Below are 16,275 nucleotides of genomic sequence, written 5' to 3'. Positions count from 1 at the left end.
GATGTCGGAGCGTTCACCGGGCGATGACCTTGGTGGGGTCGAGCTTGGTCTGCAGCATGTCCTGGGCCTGCATGGCCACGATCCACTCCTGCAGTCCCTGCTCCGTCACCTCCGCCTTCCACTTGCCGAACTTCAGCGACGAGAGGACGGGCGGGGGCAGGGGGATGAACTTTCCGATCACCTGGCGCACGGCGTCGGCGTTGGCGGGGTCGTTCACGAACAGGGTGGCCTCGGCGATGGCCTCGCGGAAGGCCTTGGCCGCCTCCGGGTTCTTCTGCACCCAGGCGCGCGGGGCCGAATAGACGATGACGGGCATCTCGCCCTTCATCGTGTCGTTGAAGTAGGTGAGCACCTTGCCCGTGCCCGTCGTGACGATGCGGGCGACCGTCGGCTCGCCGGTGACGATGCCGTCGACCGTGCCGCCCTTGAGGATGTCGAGGTGCTGGGGAAAGGCGGCCTCGACGAAGGTGACCTTCTTCCAGTCGGCGCCGGACTCCATCAGCCACTTGCGAAACAGGACGTGCAGGAAGGCTCCGATGCCCGGAACACCGAACTTCTTGCCTTCGAAGTCCTTGGCCGTGGCGATGGCCGCGTCGGGCCTGCCCATGGCGGCATAGATGACGTCGCCCTTCGCGGTGATGCCGGACCCGGCGATCGCCACGTGGTCGAGCCCGCCGTCGACCGCCTGCAGCAGGACGGGGACGGTCGTCCCGCCGATCTGCATGGAGCCCGATTCCAGCGCCGCCGGAATCTGCGGGTTCAGCGGCACGGTCTTGAACTCGACGTCCAGGCCGCGCTTGCGGAACAGCCCGGCATCGACCGCGTAGAAGCCCGACGCGAAGTCGGCGACCGCGGTGTAGGCGACGGTGATCTTCGTCTGGGCGCTCGCCGCCGCGGCGGTGAGCAGCAGCCCGGCGCAGGCGGCGGCGACTTTCAGCACGGTCTTTCTCATGCGGTCCTCCCTCTCGTTCTTGTCGTTGCGAAGCCTCAGCCGGGCGGACCCGCCGGGAAACTGCCCTGCAGTTGCTCGGCCAGGCGTCTTGCCGGGATGGCGATGTGTGCGTGCAATTCCCTGGCCGCTTCGTCCGCGGCGCGCGTGAGCGCGAGGTCCCGCAGGCGCCGATGGATGGCGAGGACCTCCCCGGAGGGGGCGATGCCGCGCTGCATCAGGTGCCGGTACCGGCTGCCCTGGCGGTACAGGTGCTCGGAGAAGCCCAGCAGCGAGGGCAGGGGGCAGGCCGAGACGAGCGCCCTGTGAAAGCTGTGATGGGCGGTCTCGAAGGTCTCGTCGAGCCCGGTGTCCGAGGGGTTCGACGATCGCAGCGCCTGCTCGAGCAGGTGGAACGCGGCGACGATGCCGGCCTCCCACGCGGGCCCGCCATGCCGGATGGCGAGGCGGAAGGCCTCGCACTCGATGATCTGCCGGGACTGGGTGATGTCGTCGAGGTCGGCGGCCGACAGCGGCGGGACCCTGTAGCCCTTCTGGCTTTCCTGGACGACGTAGCCCTCGGCCGCGAGCCGGGACAGGGCCTCGCGAAGGGGCGATGCGCCGGTGCCGTAGCGCTCGGTCAGCTCCCGCATCTTCAGCTTCGTGCGCGGTGCCCAGGCGCCGCTGACGATGTCGCGCCGCAGCGCCTCGGCGGCCCGCTCGGCCTCCGTCGGCGTCCCGAGCCTGACCGGGTCGGGGAGGGGAGGCACGATGCGCAGGACCGAGCTGGATGGCACGCATGACCTCGTCGCGGCCGGGGAGCTGCATCTTTGCTACGGCGAGGCGTGATGCCGTGCAAGCGAATTTTGTCGACAAAAAGTGTTTTATCGAGAAAATGGCCGCAGCAGAGTCCCCGTGGAGACACCGACGTGGCCCGCCGCATCATCGATATTTCCGTTCCGCTGGAAGCCGGCATCGCCTCCGATCCGCCGGGGCTCGAGCCACAGATCGCCTACGAGACGCACAAGGAGAGCGCCGACGTCGTCTGCCGTTTCTTCCCCGGCCTGACGCCCGCCGATCTGCCGGACGGCGAGGGGTGGGCGGTGGAGCGCTGTCAGATCTCCACCCACAACGGCACGCATGTCGACGCGCCGTGGCACTACGCCTCCACGATGGACCGCGGACAGCGGGCGATCACCATCGACGAGTGCCCGCTGGATTGGTTCTTCCGGCCGGGCGTGAAGCTCGATTTCCGGCACCTGCCCGACGGGCACGTCGTCACGCCCGCCGAGATCGAGGCCGAACTCGACCGTATCGGTCACGACCTGCAACCTTTCGACATCGTGGTGGCGAACACCGCGGCGGGCGCGAAGTACGGGCGGCCGGACTACGTGCCCTCCGGCTGCGGCTTCGGTCGGGACGCGACGCTGTGGCTGACCTCGCGGGGCATTCGGGTCGTGGGCACCGACGCCTGGTCCTGGGACGCGCCTTTCGGCGCCACGGCCAGGCGCTACGCGCAGACCAAGGATCCCGCGATCGTGTGGGAGGGCCACAAGGCCGGCCGCGAGCAGGGATATTGCCAGGTCGAGAAGCTCGGCCAGCTCGACCAGCTGCCGCCCCACGGCTTCACGGTCGCCTGCTTCCCCGTGAAGGTGAAAGCCGCTTCGGGCGGCTGGACCCGCGCCGTCGCCATCGTCGAGTGAGGAGACCCCGATGAAGCTCGCGACCTTCGTGGCGGACGCAAGATCGGCGCTCGGCGTCGTCGACACCGTCCGCGGTGAGATCCTCGACCTGGCCCGGGCCGGCCAGGGGCTTCCCGCCTTCTCCTCCATGCTGGCCCTGATCGATGCCGGGCCCGAAGGCCTCGCGCAGGCGAGGCGGCTCGCCGATGCATGGCCGCGGGAGGCCGTGGTGCCGCTTGCCGGCACGCGGTTGCTGGCGCCGCTGCCCGAGCCCCGCCAGTTCCGCGACGGCATGTTCTTCGAGGAGCATGTCCGCAATGCCGGCCGGCGGGTGGCCGAAGCCCAGGGGCTGCCACCGCCGCCGGTGCCGGCGATCTGGTACGAGCGACCCATCTACTACCTGACGAGCCGCTTTGCAGTCGGCGGTCCCGATACCGTCGTGACCTGGCCGTCCTATTCCAAGGTCATGGACTTCGAGCTCGAACTCGCCTGCGTGCTGGGCCGGTCGGGCCGCGACATCCCGGCGGCGAGCGCCATGGAGCATGTCTTCGGCTACACGATCTTCAACGACCTTTCGGCGCGCGACACCCAGGGGCGCGAGATGCAGGGCCGCCTGGGACCGTCCAAGGGCAAGAACTTCGACGGGAGCAACGTCCTAGGCCCCTGGATCGTCACCGCCGACGAGATCGGCGACCCCTACGCCCTGGCCATGGAAGCCCGCGTCAACGGGGAGCGCTGGGGCGGCGGCTCGTCGGGCTCCATGCACCACAAGTGGGCCGACGTGATCGCCTTCATCTCGTCGTCGGAGACGCTGCACGCGGGCGAGATCATCGGTTCTGGAACGGTGGGAACGGGTTGCGGGCTGGAGTTGAATCGCTTCCTGAAGGACGGGGACGTCGTCGAACTCGACATCGAGCGCATCGGCGTCCTGCGCACGACGGTCGTGACGGCCGCCTGAACCTGACGATTCAGGCGGGGGAAACCACGCTTTGCCAAAGCGGCTCGAGAGCCGCCCGCGATGATCTGGGTCAATGCGGGCCCCGATTGTCTTCGCTATTGCGAGACAATATTGCGGTGCAATATGTGCGCTGCACTGTTCGCGGGAGACGATGAGATGACGCGCAACGTGGGTGGCTTCGACAGGCTGCTGCGCTTCTATGTCGGGCTGGCGATGATCGCCTGTGCGCTGCCGTTCTGGGCGCCGCAGACCGGTTGGAACTGGATCGGCTGGTTCGGCATCGTGCCGATCCTCAGCGCGCTCGTGGGATCCTGCGGCCTCTACCGGATGGTCGGGCTCGACACGCGCCCCGCGCACTGACCTGGGCACTTCCGACTTGCCCCGACGGCCGATTTCGTGCTGTTGAGGCCGTCCCCGGCGCTGGCCGGGGCCGCCTCGACCACTGATCCCGCGGAGATGGAATGGCCGCCTTCGATTCCGAAAAGGTCCTGCTCGTCGAGCACTGGACGGATACTCTGTTCAGCTTCCGGACCACCCGCAATCCGACGCTGCGGTTCGAGAACGGCCAGTTCACGATGATCGGCCTGCAGGTCGACGGTCGGCCGCTGCTGCGGGCCTACAGCTTCGCCAGCGCGAACTACGAGGAATATCTCGAGTTCTACAGCATCAAGGTGCAGGACGGTCCGCTGACCTCCCGCCTCCAGCACATCACGGTGGGCGACAGCGTCATCGTCGGTCACAAGCCCACGGGCACGCTCATCCAGGGCAACCTGCTCCCCGGCCGGCGCCTCATCCTCCTGTCGACGGGCACGGGCTTCGCCCCCTTCGCCAGCATCCTCCAGGACCCGGCGATCTACGAGCTGTACGAGCAGGTGATCTGCATCCACGGCTGCCGCACGGTCGCGGAACTCGCCTACAGCCAGCGCCTCGTGCGCAACCTGCCGGAAAACGAGTATTTCGGCGATCTCGTCGGCCACAAGCTCGTCTATTTCCCCACCGCGACACGCGAAGCCTTCGCGCATCAGGGCCGCATCACCGACCTGATCGCGACCGGCAAGCTCTACACGGAAGCCGGCATCGATCCGATCGACCCGGCCCAGGACCGCGTCATGATCTGCGGCAGCCCCCAGATGCTGGCGGACCTGCGCGTCATGCTCGACGAGCGGGGATTCAAGGAAGGCAGCGGCAGCACGCCCGGATCCTACGTGATCGAGCGCGCCTTCGTGGAGCGCTGAGGCACGTCAGCCTCCCACGGGCAGCCTTCAGCCTTCCGCGGGAACCGGCGTCCGCCGACGCAGCGGGGCGGGCTCCGGCAGGTCGTCGACGCAGAACAGCGCCTGCATCACTTCCATGATGCGCATGACGCGGGGGTCGGCCAGCGAGTACCAGATGGTCTGCCCGTCGCGTCGCGACGTCACGATGTCGTCCTTGCGAAGCAGGGCGAGATGCTGCGACGCGACGCTCTGGCGCACGCCCATGGCGTCGGCGAGTTCGCCCACGGAACATTCGCGGCTGCCGAGCAGGCACAGGATCTTCAGGCGTACGGGACTGGCCAGCGATTTCAGAAATTCGCTGGCCTCGTCCGCGGCGGCGGCGAGTTTAACGGGGTCCATCGTCATATTCGGACCATGGCCATGGAATTCGGAGCCGTCAACCGATGGCTGGATCACGGCCAGAGGGCGGTCGCCCGGACCTTCGCGGTCGCGTCCTTCGACTCGCTGGCGAGCCTGTCGCCCCTGTCCTTGAGCTCGGCCATGGCGATCTTGGCCAACTGCTTCAGCACGATCTTCTGGCCGACGTTCAGCGTCCGCGGCTTGTGGTCGATCAGGCATGCGGCGCCGATCCTGACACCGTCCTCGGTGATCAGCGGCGCGCCGGCATAGAAGCGGATGCGGGGTTCGCCGACGACGAGGGCGGAGTGGGCGAAGCGGGGGTCCACCGCCGCGTCCTCGACGACGAAGACGTCGTCCGACTGGATGGTGTGCTTGCAGAACGAGTCGCCGATCGGCGAGCCGTCGAGCGTAGTGCCCTGGCGGCCGACGAAGTATTGCCGGCGCCCATCGAGCAGGGACACGACGGCGATGGGGACCTTGAAGTGCTGGATCGCGACGCGGGCCACGTGGTCGAGCGCCGCGATGTGCTCGCCGCCGCCACAAGACAGTTCACGCAAGGCATTCAGGCGAAGCAACTCGTCCGGGGGGATGTGGTGCATGGGTGGCCCTTTCACGGCCAGAGCACCGCATGCGGCTTAACAATTGGTCAGCGGGGTTCTGTAAACCCAGTAATTAAGTAGATTACCACATCGCGATTTCGACAGATCAAATGGACGATGCAGACCGATACTGAAGTTGCGCGATCCAGACGCGAAGAAAGTCAAATGCCGTGCACGCCGAGCTGGACGCTCGGACGTGACAACTAGCGCCCCCGCAAGGGCCCGGTGCGTTGTGCGCGACCGCTGCGGCGGGGGGCGGGAGCAGCCAGCGGCGAGCGTGTCGGGTGACGCCCTTCGCCGTAGTCGGCCACCGACATGGTCGGGAGGTCGAAATAGTCGCGCGTCGACGCGTAGCCGTGTCCCCCCATGCGGCCGACCGCGTCGAGGGCCACCGGATCGACGTGCAGCGTCTTGGGATCGACCACGCCGTTCCGGAAGTGGGCGTGCAGGACTTCGCCCAGGATGATCTCGCGGGAGGTTCCGATCTCCAGGATGCTGTGCAGCCGGCACTCGAGGGCGGCCGGGGCCTCCGCGATCCAGGGGCACGACACGACCGTGCCGGGCCGTGCCGTCCAGCCCGCCTCGGCAATCTCGTCGACGCTGCCGTCGAAGGGCACCGCGGTGACGTTCATGCCCTCCAGGATCGCGTCCGAGACGATGTTGACCGTGAAGCACTTCGTGTCGCGGACGTTGCGGCCGGTGTCCTTGTTCCGGCCGTCCGCCTTGAACTCGACGCCGAGCGCGACCAGCGCCGGATCGGCGGACAGGCAGTTGAAGAAGCTGAAAGGCGCGGCATTCGGCACCCCGGCGAGGTCGACGGTGGTGACCAGCGCGATCGGCCTGGGAACGACGGTTCCGATCAACAGTTTGTAGCGCTCCCGGGCGGTCAGGGCCGGAAACGAGAAGTCGATCGGGTCGGCGAGGGGCACCTGCATCAGCGGGCCTTTCTGGGTTTGCGGACCTGTGGGGCGGGCGGCTGTCCGAGGCCCTCCTCCCGCGCGAAGGAGGCGAGGACGTCGCGGATGTCGTCGCCGCGCCGGTCGGAGAGCAGGGCCCGGTCCATCACGGACGCCAGGTGATGGTCCATCAGGCGCACGGCGGTGGGCACGTCGCCCTTCTCCAGCGCCTCGATCAGGTCCCTGTGCTCGTTCACGGCGCAGTCGGAGGAGTGAGGCCGGCCGTAGATCGCCAGGATCAGCGAGCAGCGCGACGCGACCTCGTTGACGTAGCGGATGAGCAGCGAGTTGCCCGTGCACTCCGCCAGCAGCAGGTGGAACTCGCCCGCCAGCCGGATCGACTCCGCGCCACCCCGGACGCGGGCCTCGTCCTCGCGCCCGACATGTGTTCGCAGGCGCCTGCGCTGTTCGGCCGTGAGCCGCCCGGCGAGCTCTTCCACGACGAGACGCTCCATGGCCTTGCGCACCGCGAAGACCTCGCGCGCCTCCTCCAGGCTGGGATAGGCGACGGCGGCGCTCCGGTTGTGGCGCAGTTCAACGAGGCCCTCGGCGGCGAGCCGCCCGAGCGCCTCGCGCACGAGGGTGCGGCTCACGCCCAGCCGCTCGCCGATGGCGTCCTCCGGCAGCTTGGCGCCCGGAGAGAGCGCCTGCTCGATGATGGCGCGGCGCAGGGCGCGGTAGACCATCATCGCGCGCGAGCGCGGCGCATCGCCTTCCCCCGTCGTCGCCTCATCCGTGCCGCGTCGTGCCGCCATGTCCTCTGGCCTCTCGTTTCGGATACAGGATAGCTCAAAAACAGTATGCAGAATGCCCGAATTTGCACCGCCAACCGGTTGGCGGTGCAGGGGGCAACTCCAGCGTTTCTCTTGAATTTGCACCCGTCGCAACCAGCCCGGCGCCGAAACGGGCAGCAGACTGCAAGTATTTTTTGCTCGTCATCGTGGACCAAAACTGCATACGATCGCTGTGCGACCGGGGGACGATCGCGGTGATCAGGAGGGAATGATGCTTCGCAGGATCCTCATAGCGGCGACCGCCGCGCTGGCCGTGTCGGCGGCGATGCCCGGTGCGCAGGCGAAGACCTTGAAGTGGGGCGGGGCGCGCGAGATCGCCTCCCTGGATCCCTACTCCTTCGGCGAGACCTTCACGCTCGCCGTGCTGAACCACGTGTACGAAGGACTCGTGCGCTACAATGGCGACCTGAAGATCGAGCCCGCCCTGGCCGAGTCGTGGGAGATCGTGTCTCCGACCACCTGGCGCTTCAAGCTGCGCAAGGGCGTCAAGTTCCACAACGGCGATCCCTTCACGGCCGACGACGTGCTGGCCTCGCTCGAGCGCGTCACCCATCCGACCTCGCCCCTGAAGGGGAACCTGCCTGCCTACAAGTCGTCGAAGAAGATCGACGACCTCACGGTCGAGATCGAGGTCCTGGGACCCTATCCGCTGCTGCTCAACGACCTGACCAACATCTACATTCTCGACAAGAAGTGGATGACGGACAACAACGCGCTGCTGCCCACCGACAGCGGCAAGGGCGTCGAAGGCTACGCCACCACCAACGCCAACGGCACCGGCCCCTTCCGGATCGAGTCGCGCCGGGTGGACGCCCAGACCGTGTTCGTCGCCAACAAGGACTGGTGGGACAAGCCGCTCCACAACATCGACCGGATCGAGTTCTCGCCGATCACCTCGTCGGCCACGCGCGTCGCGGCCATGCTGTCGGGCGAGATCGACTTCACCAACGTGGCGCCGCTGCAGGACATCCCGCGCCTGGCGGCATCGCCCGACATCAAGGTGCTGCAGACCAACGAACTGCGCACCGTGTTCTTCGCCTTCAACATGACCGACAAGCTCGTCGAGAGCGACGTCAAGGAGAAGAACCCCTTCAAGGACAAGCGCGTCCGCGAGGCGCTCTACAAGGGGATCGACGCCGACGCGGTGCAGAAGCGCGCCATGCGCGGCCTGTCCCGGACGACGGGCTCGCTCGTCGCACCCGCCATCCCGGGCTACGCGCCGTTCCTCGACGCCCGTCCGGCTTTCGACGCCGAGGGCGCGAAGAAGCTCCTGGCCGACGCGGGCTACCCGAACGGCTTCTCCTTCCTGATGAACTGCAACACCGACAGCCTCGTGAACGAGGAGGAGCTGTGCCAGGCGGTGGCGTCCATGTGGTCGCGCATCGGCCTCAAGCCCAACCTCAGCCTCGCCCCGCGGGCCCAGCAGACGCCCAAGCGCGTCAAGGGCGAGTTCGACGTGATCTCCTTCGGCTGGGCGACCGAGCCGATGATCGACACCTACTCGCTGCTGGTGCAGGTGATCCGCAGCAAGAGCGGCGCCGGCGGCGTGTTCAACTGGGCGAACTGGGGTGACCCGCGCATCGACGAGCTCACGGACAAGGGGGGTGTCGAGCTCGACCCCGCCAAGCGCCTGCCGATGATGACCGAGGCGCTGAAGATCGCCAAGGATGAGGTCATGTTCATCCCCATGCACCAGCAGCCCATGGTCTGGGCCATGCGCAACGCCACGGTCGACACCATGGTGCAGGGCGCCGACAACAAGCCGAGGCTCTGGCTGACGAAGCTGAAGTAAGGCAGGTGCCCCTGTCCGACCTCTCCGATCGTCTTGCCCGTGCCCGGCCCTTCGGCATGCATACACATTTTTCTCGACGGCTGAGCGCGGTCTCCCTCCCCTGCAGGGGAGGGTGGATCGCGCGAAGCGCGAGACGGGTGGGGGCAGTGCGGCAGAATTGGGCACGACATCAGGGCCGGCCCAGGCTTGCCCGCCTCGCCTTCGCCGGGTTCCCCACCCATCAGCCGCTTCGCGGCTGCCACCCTCCCCTGCAGGGGAGGGAGAGCGCCCTACCTTCGGGCTCGAGTCAGATGTGTGTGTACCGAAGGGCCAAGTCCGGCCAGGACGTCGGGAGGGGTGGGGTCTCGAGACCCTCAACCGGAGAGGCGACATGCTGGTCTTCGTGATCAAGAGGCTCGCCAATGCCGTCGGCGTCATGCTGACGGTCGCGCTCATCGCCTTCGCGATCTTCCGGTTCGTGGGCGATCCGGTGGAGCTGATGCTCAACGAGCAGGCCTCGCAGGCCCAGCGCGACGAACTGCGCGAGCGGCTGGGGCTCAACCGCTCCGTGCCCGCCCAGTACCTCGCCTTCGTCGCCAATGCCGCGCGCGGCGACTTCGGGATCTCGTTTCGCAACCAGCAGGACGTTTTCGTCCTGATCGCGGAGCGGTTCCCCGCGACCTTCGAGCTGGTGATCGTGGCGACCGTGCTGTCGCTTCTCATCGGCCTGCCGCTCGGCGTCTACACCGCCGTCAACCGCAACGGCCTGGCCGCCCAGGCCCTGCAGTTCGTGTCCGTGCTGGGGGTGTCCCTGCCGAGTTTCGCGGTCGGCATCCTGCTGATCCTTCTCTTCTCGGTGTCGCTCGGCTGGCTGCCGGCCTTCGGGCGCGGGCAGGTGGTGCAGATCGGCGGCTGGTCCACGGGCTTCCTCACGCGTTCGGGACTGATCGCGCTGATCCTGCCGTCGCTGACCCTGTCGCTGTTCCAGATCACCCTGGTGATGCGGCTCGTGCGCGCCGAGATGCTGGAGGTGATGCGCACCGACTTCATCCGCTTCGCCCGGGCGAGGGGGCTCACCGAGCGCTCGGTCCGCTTCCGCCACGCGCTGCGCAACTGCCTGATGCCCGTCATCACCGTGACCGGGTTGCAGATCGGCAACCTCATCGCCTTCGCCCTGGTCACCGAGACCGTGTTCCAGTGGCCCGGCATGGGGCTCCTGTTCGTGCAGGCCGTGTCCTTCATCGACATCCCCGTGATGGCCGCCTACCTCATGGTCGTCTCGGCCGTGTTCGTGGCGGTCAACACCATCGTCGACCTGACCTACGCCGTGGTCGACCCCCGCCTGCGGCAGGACGCCGTCGCCGGAGGCAGCCATGGCCGCTGAAGCCCGGCGCAGCCTCGGCGCGGTCCTGCGCGCCATCGTCGCCTCCGACCTGTTCTGGAGCTTCCGCCGCACGCCGATGGCCGTCTTCGGGGCCGTGCTCTTCGTCGTTCTCGCCGGCACGGCGGTGCTCGCCCCGGTGCTGTCGCCCCAGAACCCCTACGACCTGGCGCAGATCTTCATCGACAAGGCCGAACTCCCGCCGATCTGGGCCAAGGACGGCGAGTGGCCGTTCCTGCTCGGCACGGACCCGCAGGGGCGAGACGTGCTGTCCACCATTCTCTACGGCACGCGCATCTCGCTGCTCATCGGCCTGGCCAGCGTGCTGTGCGCCATGGCGATCGGAGTCACGATCGGGCTCGCGGCCGGCTATTTCGGGGGCTGGGTCGACAACGTGCTCATGCGGCTCGCCGACACGGTGCTGTCGATCCCCACGCTTCTCGTCGCGATCCTGGTCAGCGCCGTCTTCAAGGGGCTCCTGCCCCCGGGCCTGCGCGACGCCTTCTCGGGCGTCATCCTGGTCGGGGCCATCTCGCTGACGGGGTGGGTCCAGTACGCGCGCACGGTGCGGGCCTCCACCATGGTGGAGCGGCGCAAGGAATACGTGCTCGCCGCCCAGATCATCGGCGTCGCGAGCCGCCGCATCATGCGGCGCCACATCCTGCCCAATGCGCTCACGCCCGTGCTCGTGGCCGCGACGCTCAACCTGGGACTGGCCATCCTGTCGGAAGCCACGCTCTCCTTCCTGGGCGTGGGCATGCCCGTCACCAAGCCCTCTCTCGGCACGCTCATCCGCGTCGGCAACCAGTACCTGTTCTCCGGGTCCTGGTGGGTCGTGGTCTTCCCTGCCGTCCAGCTCGGCCTCATCGTGCTGGCGGTGAACCTCGTCGGCGACTGGCTGCGCGACGCCCTCAACCCCAGGCTCCGCTGAGCCTCAGGAGGACCCCATGGCGAACGATCTCCTCATCCGCAATGTCCGCCCCATGGGCGGCGCCACCGTCGACGTGCTGGTCAGGGACGGGCGCATCGCGGCGCTGGGGCAGGGGCTCTCGGCCCCCGGCGTCCCGGTGGAGGAGGGCGGCGGCGCGATCCTGGCGCCCGGCCTCGTCGAGGCCCACACCCATCTCGACAAGACGCTGCTCGGCATGGGCTGGCATCCGAACTCCGCCGGCCCCCGGCTCATCGACAAGATCACCAACGAGCGTCGCCTCAAGAAGGAGCTCAACATCGACTCGGCCCGCCAGTCGGCGCGCCAGGTGGTGCTGTCGTCCTCGCACGGCTCGACGCACATCCTCTCCCACGTCGACGTCGACACCGACGTGGGGCTCTCCGGCATGCGCGGCGTGCTCGAGACCGCCGCCCGCTACGCCGACGTGCTGACGCTGCAGACCGTGGCGTTTCCCCAGTCGGGCCTCCTGATCCGTCCCGGCACCCTCGAGCTGCTGACCGAGGCCATGGCCATGGGGGCGGACTTCGTGGGCGGCCTCGACCCCTGCGCCATCGACCGGGACCCCAAGGGTCATGTCGACGCGGTGTTCGCGCTGGCCGAGCGGTTCGGCAAGCCCGTCGACATCCACCTGCACGAGCCTTCGACCATGGGCGCCTTCTCGATGGAGCTGATCCTCGATCGCACCCGTGCGCTCGGCATGAAGGGCAAGGTCACGGTGAGCCACGCCTTCTGCCTGGGTGATCCCGACCCCGCGCTGGTGGAACCGCTGATCGAGCAGCTCGTCGAACTCGACGTCGCCATCATGACCACCGGCCCGGCCAGCCGGCCGGCCCCGCCCATCGCCAGGCTGCGCAAGGCGGGCGTGCGCGTGTGCTCCGGCAACGACGGCATCCGCGACACCTGGGGCCCCTACGGCAACGCCGACATGCTGGAGCGGGCCATGTTCCTCGGCCTGCGCAACAATTTCCGGCGGGACGAAGAGGTCGAGATCGCCTTCGAGGTCTGCACGAGCGGAGGTGCCGCCGTCGTCGGCATCGAGGGCTACGGCCTGGAGGTGGGCTGCGTCGCCGACCTGGTCCTGCTCACGGGCGAGACGATCACCGACGCGGTCGTGTCGCGCCACAAGCGCCCGCTCGTCGTGAAGAGGGGCAAGGTCGTGGCCCGCGACGGCGCCTGCCTGGTGGAGGCGCCCTGACCATGGCGCCCGCCCGCCTCGACGGCCGCACGCTCATCACCGCCCACTGGGTCGTCGGCCATGCCGACGGCCGGCACCGGCTGCTCGAACGGGGCGAGGTGGTGGTCGAGGGCGACCGGGTCGTCTTCGTCGGCCACGGCTTCCAGGGCGAGGTCGCGCGGCGGCTCGACATGGGCGAGGCCATCGTGTCGCCGGGCTTCGTCGACCTCGACGCCCTGTCCGACCTCGACACCACGATCCTCGGCTTCGACAACCAGCCGGCATGGCGCAAGGGGCGCGTCTGGCCGCACACCTACATGGAAGCCGGCCCCTACGAGATGTACTCGCCGGATGAGCTCGTCTTCCAGAAGCGCCATGCCTTCGCGGGCCTGATCCGCAACGGCATCACGACCGCCCTGCCCATCGCCTCGCTGTTCTACCGCGAATGGGGCGAGACGACCGCCGAGTTCGCCGGCGCCGCGCAGGCGGCGGAGGATCTCGGGCTGCGCGCCTATCTGGGTCCCGCCTACCGGGCCGGCAACCAGTTCGTGGCGCCGGACGGGACCATCCAGCCGTTCTTCGACGAGGCGCGCGGGCTCGCCAACCTCGAGGAGGCGATCGCCTTCTGCCGGCGCTTCGAGAACACCGCCGGCGGCCTCGTGCGCACCATGCTGGCGCCCGACCGCATCGAGACCTGCACGCCAGAGCTCCTGCGCCGCACGGCGGCCGCCCGTGACGAGCTCGGCGTGCCGGTGCGCCTGCACTGCTGCCAGTCGAAGATCGAGTACGACCTGGTGCTGGCGCTGCGCGGCATGAGCCCGCCCGAGTGGCTGGAGAGCCTCGGCTTCTTCGGCCGGCGTACGCTGCTGCCGCACGGAACGTGGGTCTCGGGGGCGCCCGGCATCGACCGGCCCGGCCGCGACCTCGAGATCATCCGCGACAACGGCGCCACCATCGTCCACTGCCCGCTGGTCTCCTCCCGGCACGGCAACGTCATCCGCTCCTTCGCCCGCTATCGCGACATGGGGCTGAACATCGGGCTCGGCACCGACACCTCGCCCCCGGACATGATCCTCAACATGCAGATGGGCCTGATCCTCTGCCGCGTGGCGGACGCCACCACGACGACCTGCCGCAGCGAGGACCTGTTCGATGCCGCGACCCTCGGTGGCGCCAAGGCTTTGGAGCGCCCCGACCTCGGTCGGCTGGAGCCCGGCGCCAAGGCGGACCTGATCGTGATCGACCTCGATCGCCCCCACACCGGCCAGGTCATCGATCCCATCCAGACGCTGATGCTCACCGGGCACGGCCGCGACGTCAGGACCGTCATGGTCGATGGCCGCTTCTCGATGATCGACCGCATCATCCCGGGCGTGGACGAGGCCGCCGACAACCGGCGTGCACAGGCGCAGTTCGAGCGCCTGATGGCTCTCTATCCGCAGCGCACCTGGCAGCATCCGCCCGCCGAGGAGATCTTCTCCTCCGCCTATCCGGTGACGCGGAGGCCCGCGTGAGCTCTCCCGTCCTCGCCGTCGACGGGCTGTCCGTCACCTTCGAGACGCGCCGTGGACCGCTGCACGCGCTGCGCGACGTGTCGCTGTCGATCGCCGCCGGCGAGATCCTGGGCGTCGTGGGCGAGTCGGGCGCCGGCAAGTCGCTCACCGGCACGGCCGTCATCGGGCTCATCGAGCCGCCGGGGCGGATCGTCGGCGGCAGCGTCACGCTGCGCGGCCGCCGCATCGACGGGCTCGACGTGAAGGCGATGCGAGAGGTGAGGGGACGCGAGATCGGCGTCGTCTTCCAGGACCCGCTGACCTCGCTGAACCCGCTGCTGCGCGTCGGCAACCAGCTCGAGGAGACCATCCGCACCCATCTGGGCCTGTCGCGGGGCGCGGCCCGCCAGCGCGCCCTGGGGCTCCTGGCCGAGGTGGGCATCCCGGCGCCCGCCGAGCGCATCGACCACTATCCGCACCAGTTTTCCGGAGGCATGCGCCAGCGGGTGGTGATCGCCCTGGCGCTCGCGGCCGATCCCGTGCTGCTGATCGCCGACGAGCCCACCACCGCCCTCGACGTCTCGATCCAGGCCCAGATCACGGGGCTCATCAAGCGCCTGTGCCGGGAGCGCGGCATGGCGGTGATGCTGGTGACCCACGACATGGGCGTGATCGCCGAGACGGCGGACCGCGTCGCGGTGATGTATGCCGGCCGCGTGGTGGAGGAGGGGCCCGTCGACGCTGTCATCCACCGCGCCCGCCATCCCTATTCGCGCGGCCTGATGGGCTCGATCCCGAGCATGCGCCGGCGCATGGACGCGCTCTCGCAGATCGACGGGGCCATGCCGCGGCTCGACGCCATTCCGCAGGGGTGCGCCTTTCACCCCCGTTGCCCCGTGCGGGTCGAGGCCTGCCACCACGAGCGCCCCGACCTCGCGGGACCGCCCGGCCACAGGGCCGCCTGTCTGCTGGTCGCCGCGGAGGCCGCCCATGCCGGCGCCTGACACCATTCTCGAGGCGCGGGACGTCTCCTGCCATTTCGACGTGTCGCCGCCGTGGCTGACCCGGGTGGTGGAACGGCGCGGACGCCGCATCCTCAAGGCCGTCGACGGCGTGAGCTTTCGGGTGCGCCGCGGCACCACCTTCAGCATCGTCGGGGAATCGGGCTGCGGAAAATCCACGCTGGCCAGGCTCGTCGTCGGTCTCGTCCAGCCCACCGCCGGCACCATCGCCTTCGGAACGGCGCCGGACGCGCAGGGCAAGCCCAGGACACCCCGCCTGCAGATGATCTTCCAGGATCCCTATGCCAGCCTCAACCCGCGCTGGACCGTGGAGGACATCGTCGCCGAACCGCTGCACGAGCTGAAGCTCCGACAGGGCGCGGCGATCTCCGCGCGCGTCGGCGAGCTCCTGTCGCTCGTCGGCCTGGCGCGCACCGATGCATCGCGTTATCCGCACGAGTTTTCCGGCGGGCAGCGCCAGCGCATCTCCATCGCCCGGGCGCTGGCGACGGAAGCCGACCTCCTCGTCTGCGACGAGCCGACCTCCGCGCTCGACGTGTCGGTGCAGGCCCAGGTGCTCAACCTGATGCGCGGGCTCCAGGCGGAACTGGCCCTTACCTACGTCTTCATCAGTCACAACCTCGCCGTCGTGCGCCACATGTCGGACGACCTCGCCGTCATGTATCTGGGCCGTTTCGTGGAGACGGGGCCCGCCGAAGGCGTGTTCGAGGGCGCCAGGCACCCCTACAGCCGGCTGCTGCTCGACACCATTCCGGACATCGAGAGCCCCAACCGCGAGCGCGCGCCGCTGACCGGCGAGGTGCCGAACCCCATCAACCGCCCCCGGGGCTGTGCCTTCGCGCCGCGCTGCAGCCTGGCCACGGACCTGTGCCGCAGCGAAAGGCCGGAGCTCGGCGGCCGGGGCGACGTGGCGGTCGCCTGCCATCACGCGGCCTGAGCGTGGGCGCGATCACGC

At 68.8% G+C, this 16,275-nt stretch carries 16 protein-coding genes and 1 pseudogene; 11 read left to right on the top strand and 6 right to left on the bottom strand.

The window, feature by feature from the left end; genetic code table 11:
- Nucleotides 1-13: 13 nt before the first annotated feature.
- Complete coding sequence (locus Q0Q47_RS04360) at nucleotides 14-952, bottom strand: ABC transporter substrate-binding protein (RefSeq protein WP_293854926.1); 939 nt, start codon at nucleotides 950-952, stop codon at nucleotides 14-16.
- 35 nt (nucleotides 953-987) lie between these two features.
- Entirely contained in the window at nucleotides 988-1,725 is a 738-nt protein-coding gene (locus Q0Q47_RS04355) for a GntR family transcriptional regulator (RefSeq protein ID WP_293854923.1), read from the bottom strand.
- A 132-nt stretch (nucleotides 1,726-1,857) separates the two neighbouring features.
- Between Q0Q47_RS04355 and Q0Q47_RS04350 the strand changes: the two genes are divergently transcribed.
- From Q0Q47_RS04350 to Q0Q47_RS04335, 4 genes are all read left to right on the top strand, one after another.
- Complete coding sequence (locus Q0Q47_RS04350; RefSeq protein WP_293854921.1) at nucleotides 1,858-2,631, top strand: cyclase family protein; 774 nt, start codon at nucleotides 1,858-1,860, stop codon at nucleotides 2,629-2,631.
- A gap of 10 nt (nucleotides 2,632-2,641) precedes the next feature.
- Nucleotides 2,642-3,568 carry a fumarylacetoacetate hydrolase family protein gene (locus Q0Q47_RS04345; RefSeq protein ID WP_293854918.1) on the top strand — a complete coding sequence of 309 codons (927 nt, stop codon included), beginning with the start codon at nucleotides 2,642-2,644 and terminating at the stop codon, nucleotides 3,566-3,568.
- A 156-nt stretch (nucleotides 3,569-3,724) separates the two neighbouring features.
- Nucleotides 3,725-3,928, top strand: coding sequence for a DUF2892 domain-containing protein (locus Q0Q47_RS04340; protein WP_293854915.1), 204 nt, complete (start codon nucleotides 3,725-3,727; stop codon nucleotides 3,926-3,928).
- A 101-nt stretch (nucleotides 3,929-4,029) separates the two neighbouring features.
- Entirely contained in the window at nucleotides 4,030-4,803 is a 774-nt protein-coding gene (locus Q0Q47_RS04335) for a ferredoxin--NADP reductase (protein WP_293854912.1), read from the top strand.
- A gap of 27 nt (nucleotides 4,804-4,830) precedes the next feature.
- Here the strand turns inward: Q0Q47_RS04335 and Q0Q47_RS04330 are convergent, their stop codons facing one another.
- From Q0Q47_RS04330 to Q0Q47_RS04315, 4 genes and pseudogenes are all read right to left on the bottom strand, one after another.
- Complete coding sequence (locus Q0Q47_RS04330; RefSeq protein ID WP_293854910.1) at nucleotides 4,831-5,181, bottom strand: helix-turn-helix transcriptional regulator; 351 nt, start codon at nucleotides 5,179-5,181, stop codon at nucleotides 4,831-4,833.
- 53 nt (nucleotides 5,182-5,234) lie between these two features.
- Nucleotides 5,235-5,780, bottom strand: a complete 546-nt coding sequence (locus Q0Q47_RS04325) for a GAF domain-containing protein (protein ID WP_293854907.1) — start codon at nucleotides 5,778-5,780, stop codon at nucleotides 5,235-5,237.
- Between the two features lie 308 nt (nucleotides 5,781-6,088).
- A pseudogene (locus Q0Q47_RS04320) lies at nucleotides 6,089-6,715 on the bottom strand (flavin reductase family protein); the annotation flags it as partial.
- Nucleotides 6,715-7,425 carry a GntR family transcriptional regulator gene (locus Q0Q47_RS04315; protein ID WP_293855385.1) on the bottom strand — a complete coding sequence of 237 codons (711 nt, stop codon included), beginning with the start codon at nucleotides 7,423-7,425 and terminating at the stop codon, nucleotides 6,715-6,717. The gene Q0Q47_RS04315 and the pseudogene Q0Q47_RS04320, both read right to left, overlap by 1 nt.
- 316 nt (nucleotides 7,426-7,741) lie before the next feature.
- Between Q0Q47_RS04315 and Q0Q47_RS04310 the strand changes: the two genes are divergently transcribed.
- The 7 genes from Q0Q47_RS04310 to Q0Q47_RS04280 all read left to right on the top strand — a co-directional run bounded on the left by Q0Q47_RS04310 (nucleotide 7,742) and on the right by Q0Q47_RS04280 (nucleotide 16,257).
- Nucleotides 7,742-9,322: an ABC transporter substrate-binding protein gene (locus Q0Q47_RS04310; protein WP_293854905.1), complete on the top strand. Its 1,581-nt coding sequence runs from the start codon at nucleotides 7,742-7,744 to the stop codon at nucleotides 9,320-9,322.
- 370 nt (nucleotides 9,323-9,692) lie between these two features.
- Nucleotides 9,693-10,685, top strand: a complete 993-nt coding sequence (locus tag Q0Q47_RS04305) for an ABC transporter permease (protein WP_293854902.1) — start codon at nucleotides 9,693-9,695, stop codon at nucleotides 10,683-10,685.
- Nucleotides 10,675-11,613, top strand: a complete 939-nt coding sequence (locus Q0Q47_RS04300) for an ABC transporter permease (RefSeq protein ID WP_293854899.1) — start codon at nucleotides 10,675-10,677, stop codon at nucleotides 11,611-11,613. Before Q0Q47_RS04305 ends, Q0Q47_RS04300 begins: the two co-directional genes overlap by 11 nt.
- Before the next feature lie 16 nt (nucleotides 11,614-11,629).
- Nucleotides 11,630-12,826 carry an amidohydrolase family protein gene (locus Q0Q47_RS04295; RefSeq protein WP_293854896.1) on the top strand — a complete coding sequence of 399 codons (1,197 nt, stop codon included), beginning with the start codon at nucleotides 11,630-11,632 and terminating at the stop codon, nucleotides 12,824-12,826.
- Between the two features lie 2 nt (nucleotides 12,827-12,828).
- A complete protein-coding gene (locus Q0Q47_RS04290; RefSeq protein ID WP_293854893.1) occupies nucleotides 12,829-14,319 on the top strand; it encodes an amidohydrolase family protein in 1,491 nt (496 codons plus the stop codon).
- The gene (locus tag Q0Q47_RS04285; protein ID WP_293854890.1) at nucleotides 14,316-15,302 is read left to right on the top strand and encodes an ABC transporter ATP-binding protein; all 987 of its coding nucleotides are present in this window, start codon (nucleotides 14,316-14,318) and stop codon (nucleotides 15,300-15,302) included. The genes Q0Q47_RS04290 and Q0Q47_RS04285 overlap by 4 nt, the downstream gene beginning before the upstream one ends.
- Entirely contained in the window at nucleotides 15,289-16,257 is a 969-nt protein-coding gene (locus Q0Q47_RS04280) for an ABC transporter ATP-binding protein (protein ID WP_293854888.1), read from the top strand. Before Q0Q47_RS04285 ends, Q0Q47_RS04280 begins: the two co-directional genes overlap by 14 nt.
- Nucleotides 16,258-16,275: the final 18 nt, after the last annotated feature.

Origin of the sequence: uncultured Alsobacter sp. (assembly GCF_945952055.1) — a bacterium.
Classification (GTDB): Bacteria; Pseudomonadota; Alphaproteobacteria; order Rhizobiales; family Beijerinckiaceae; genus Alsobacter.
The sequence above is the reverse complement of the archived record's forward strand: the minus strand, read 5'-3'. Positions and strand labels throughout refer to the sequence as shown.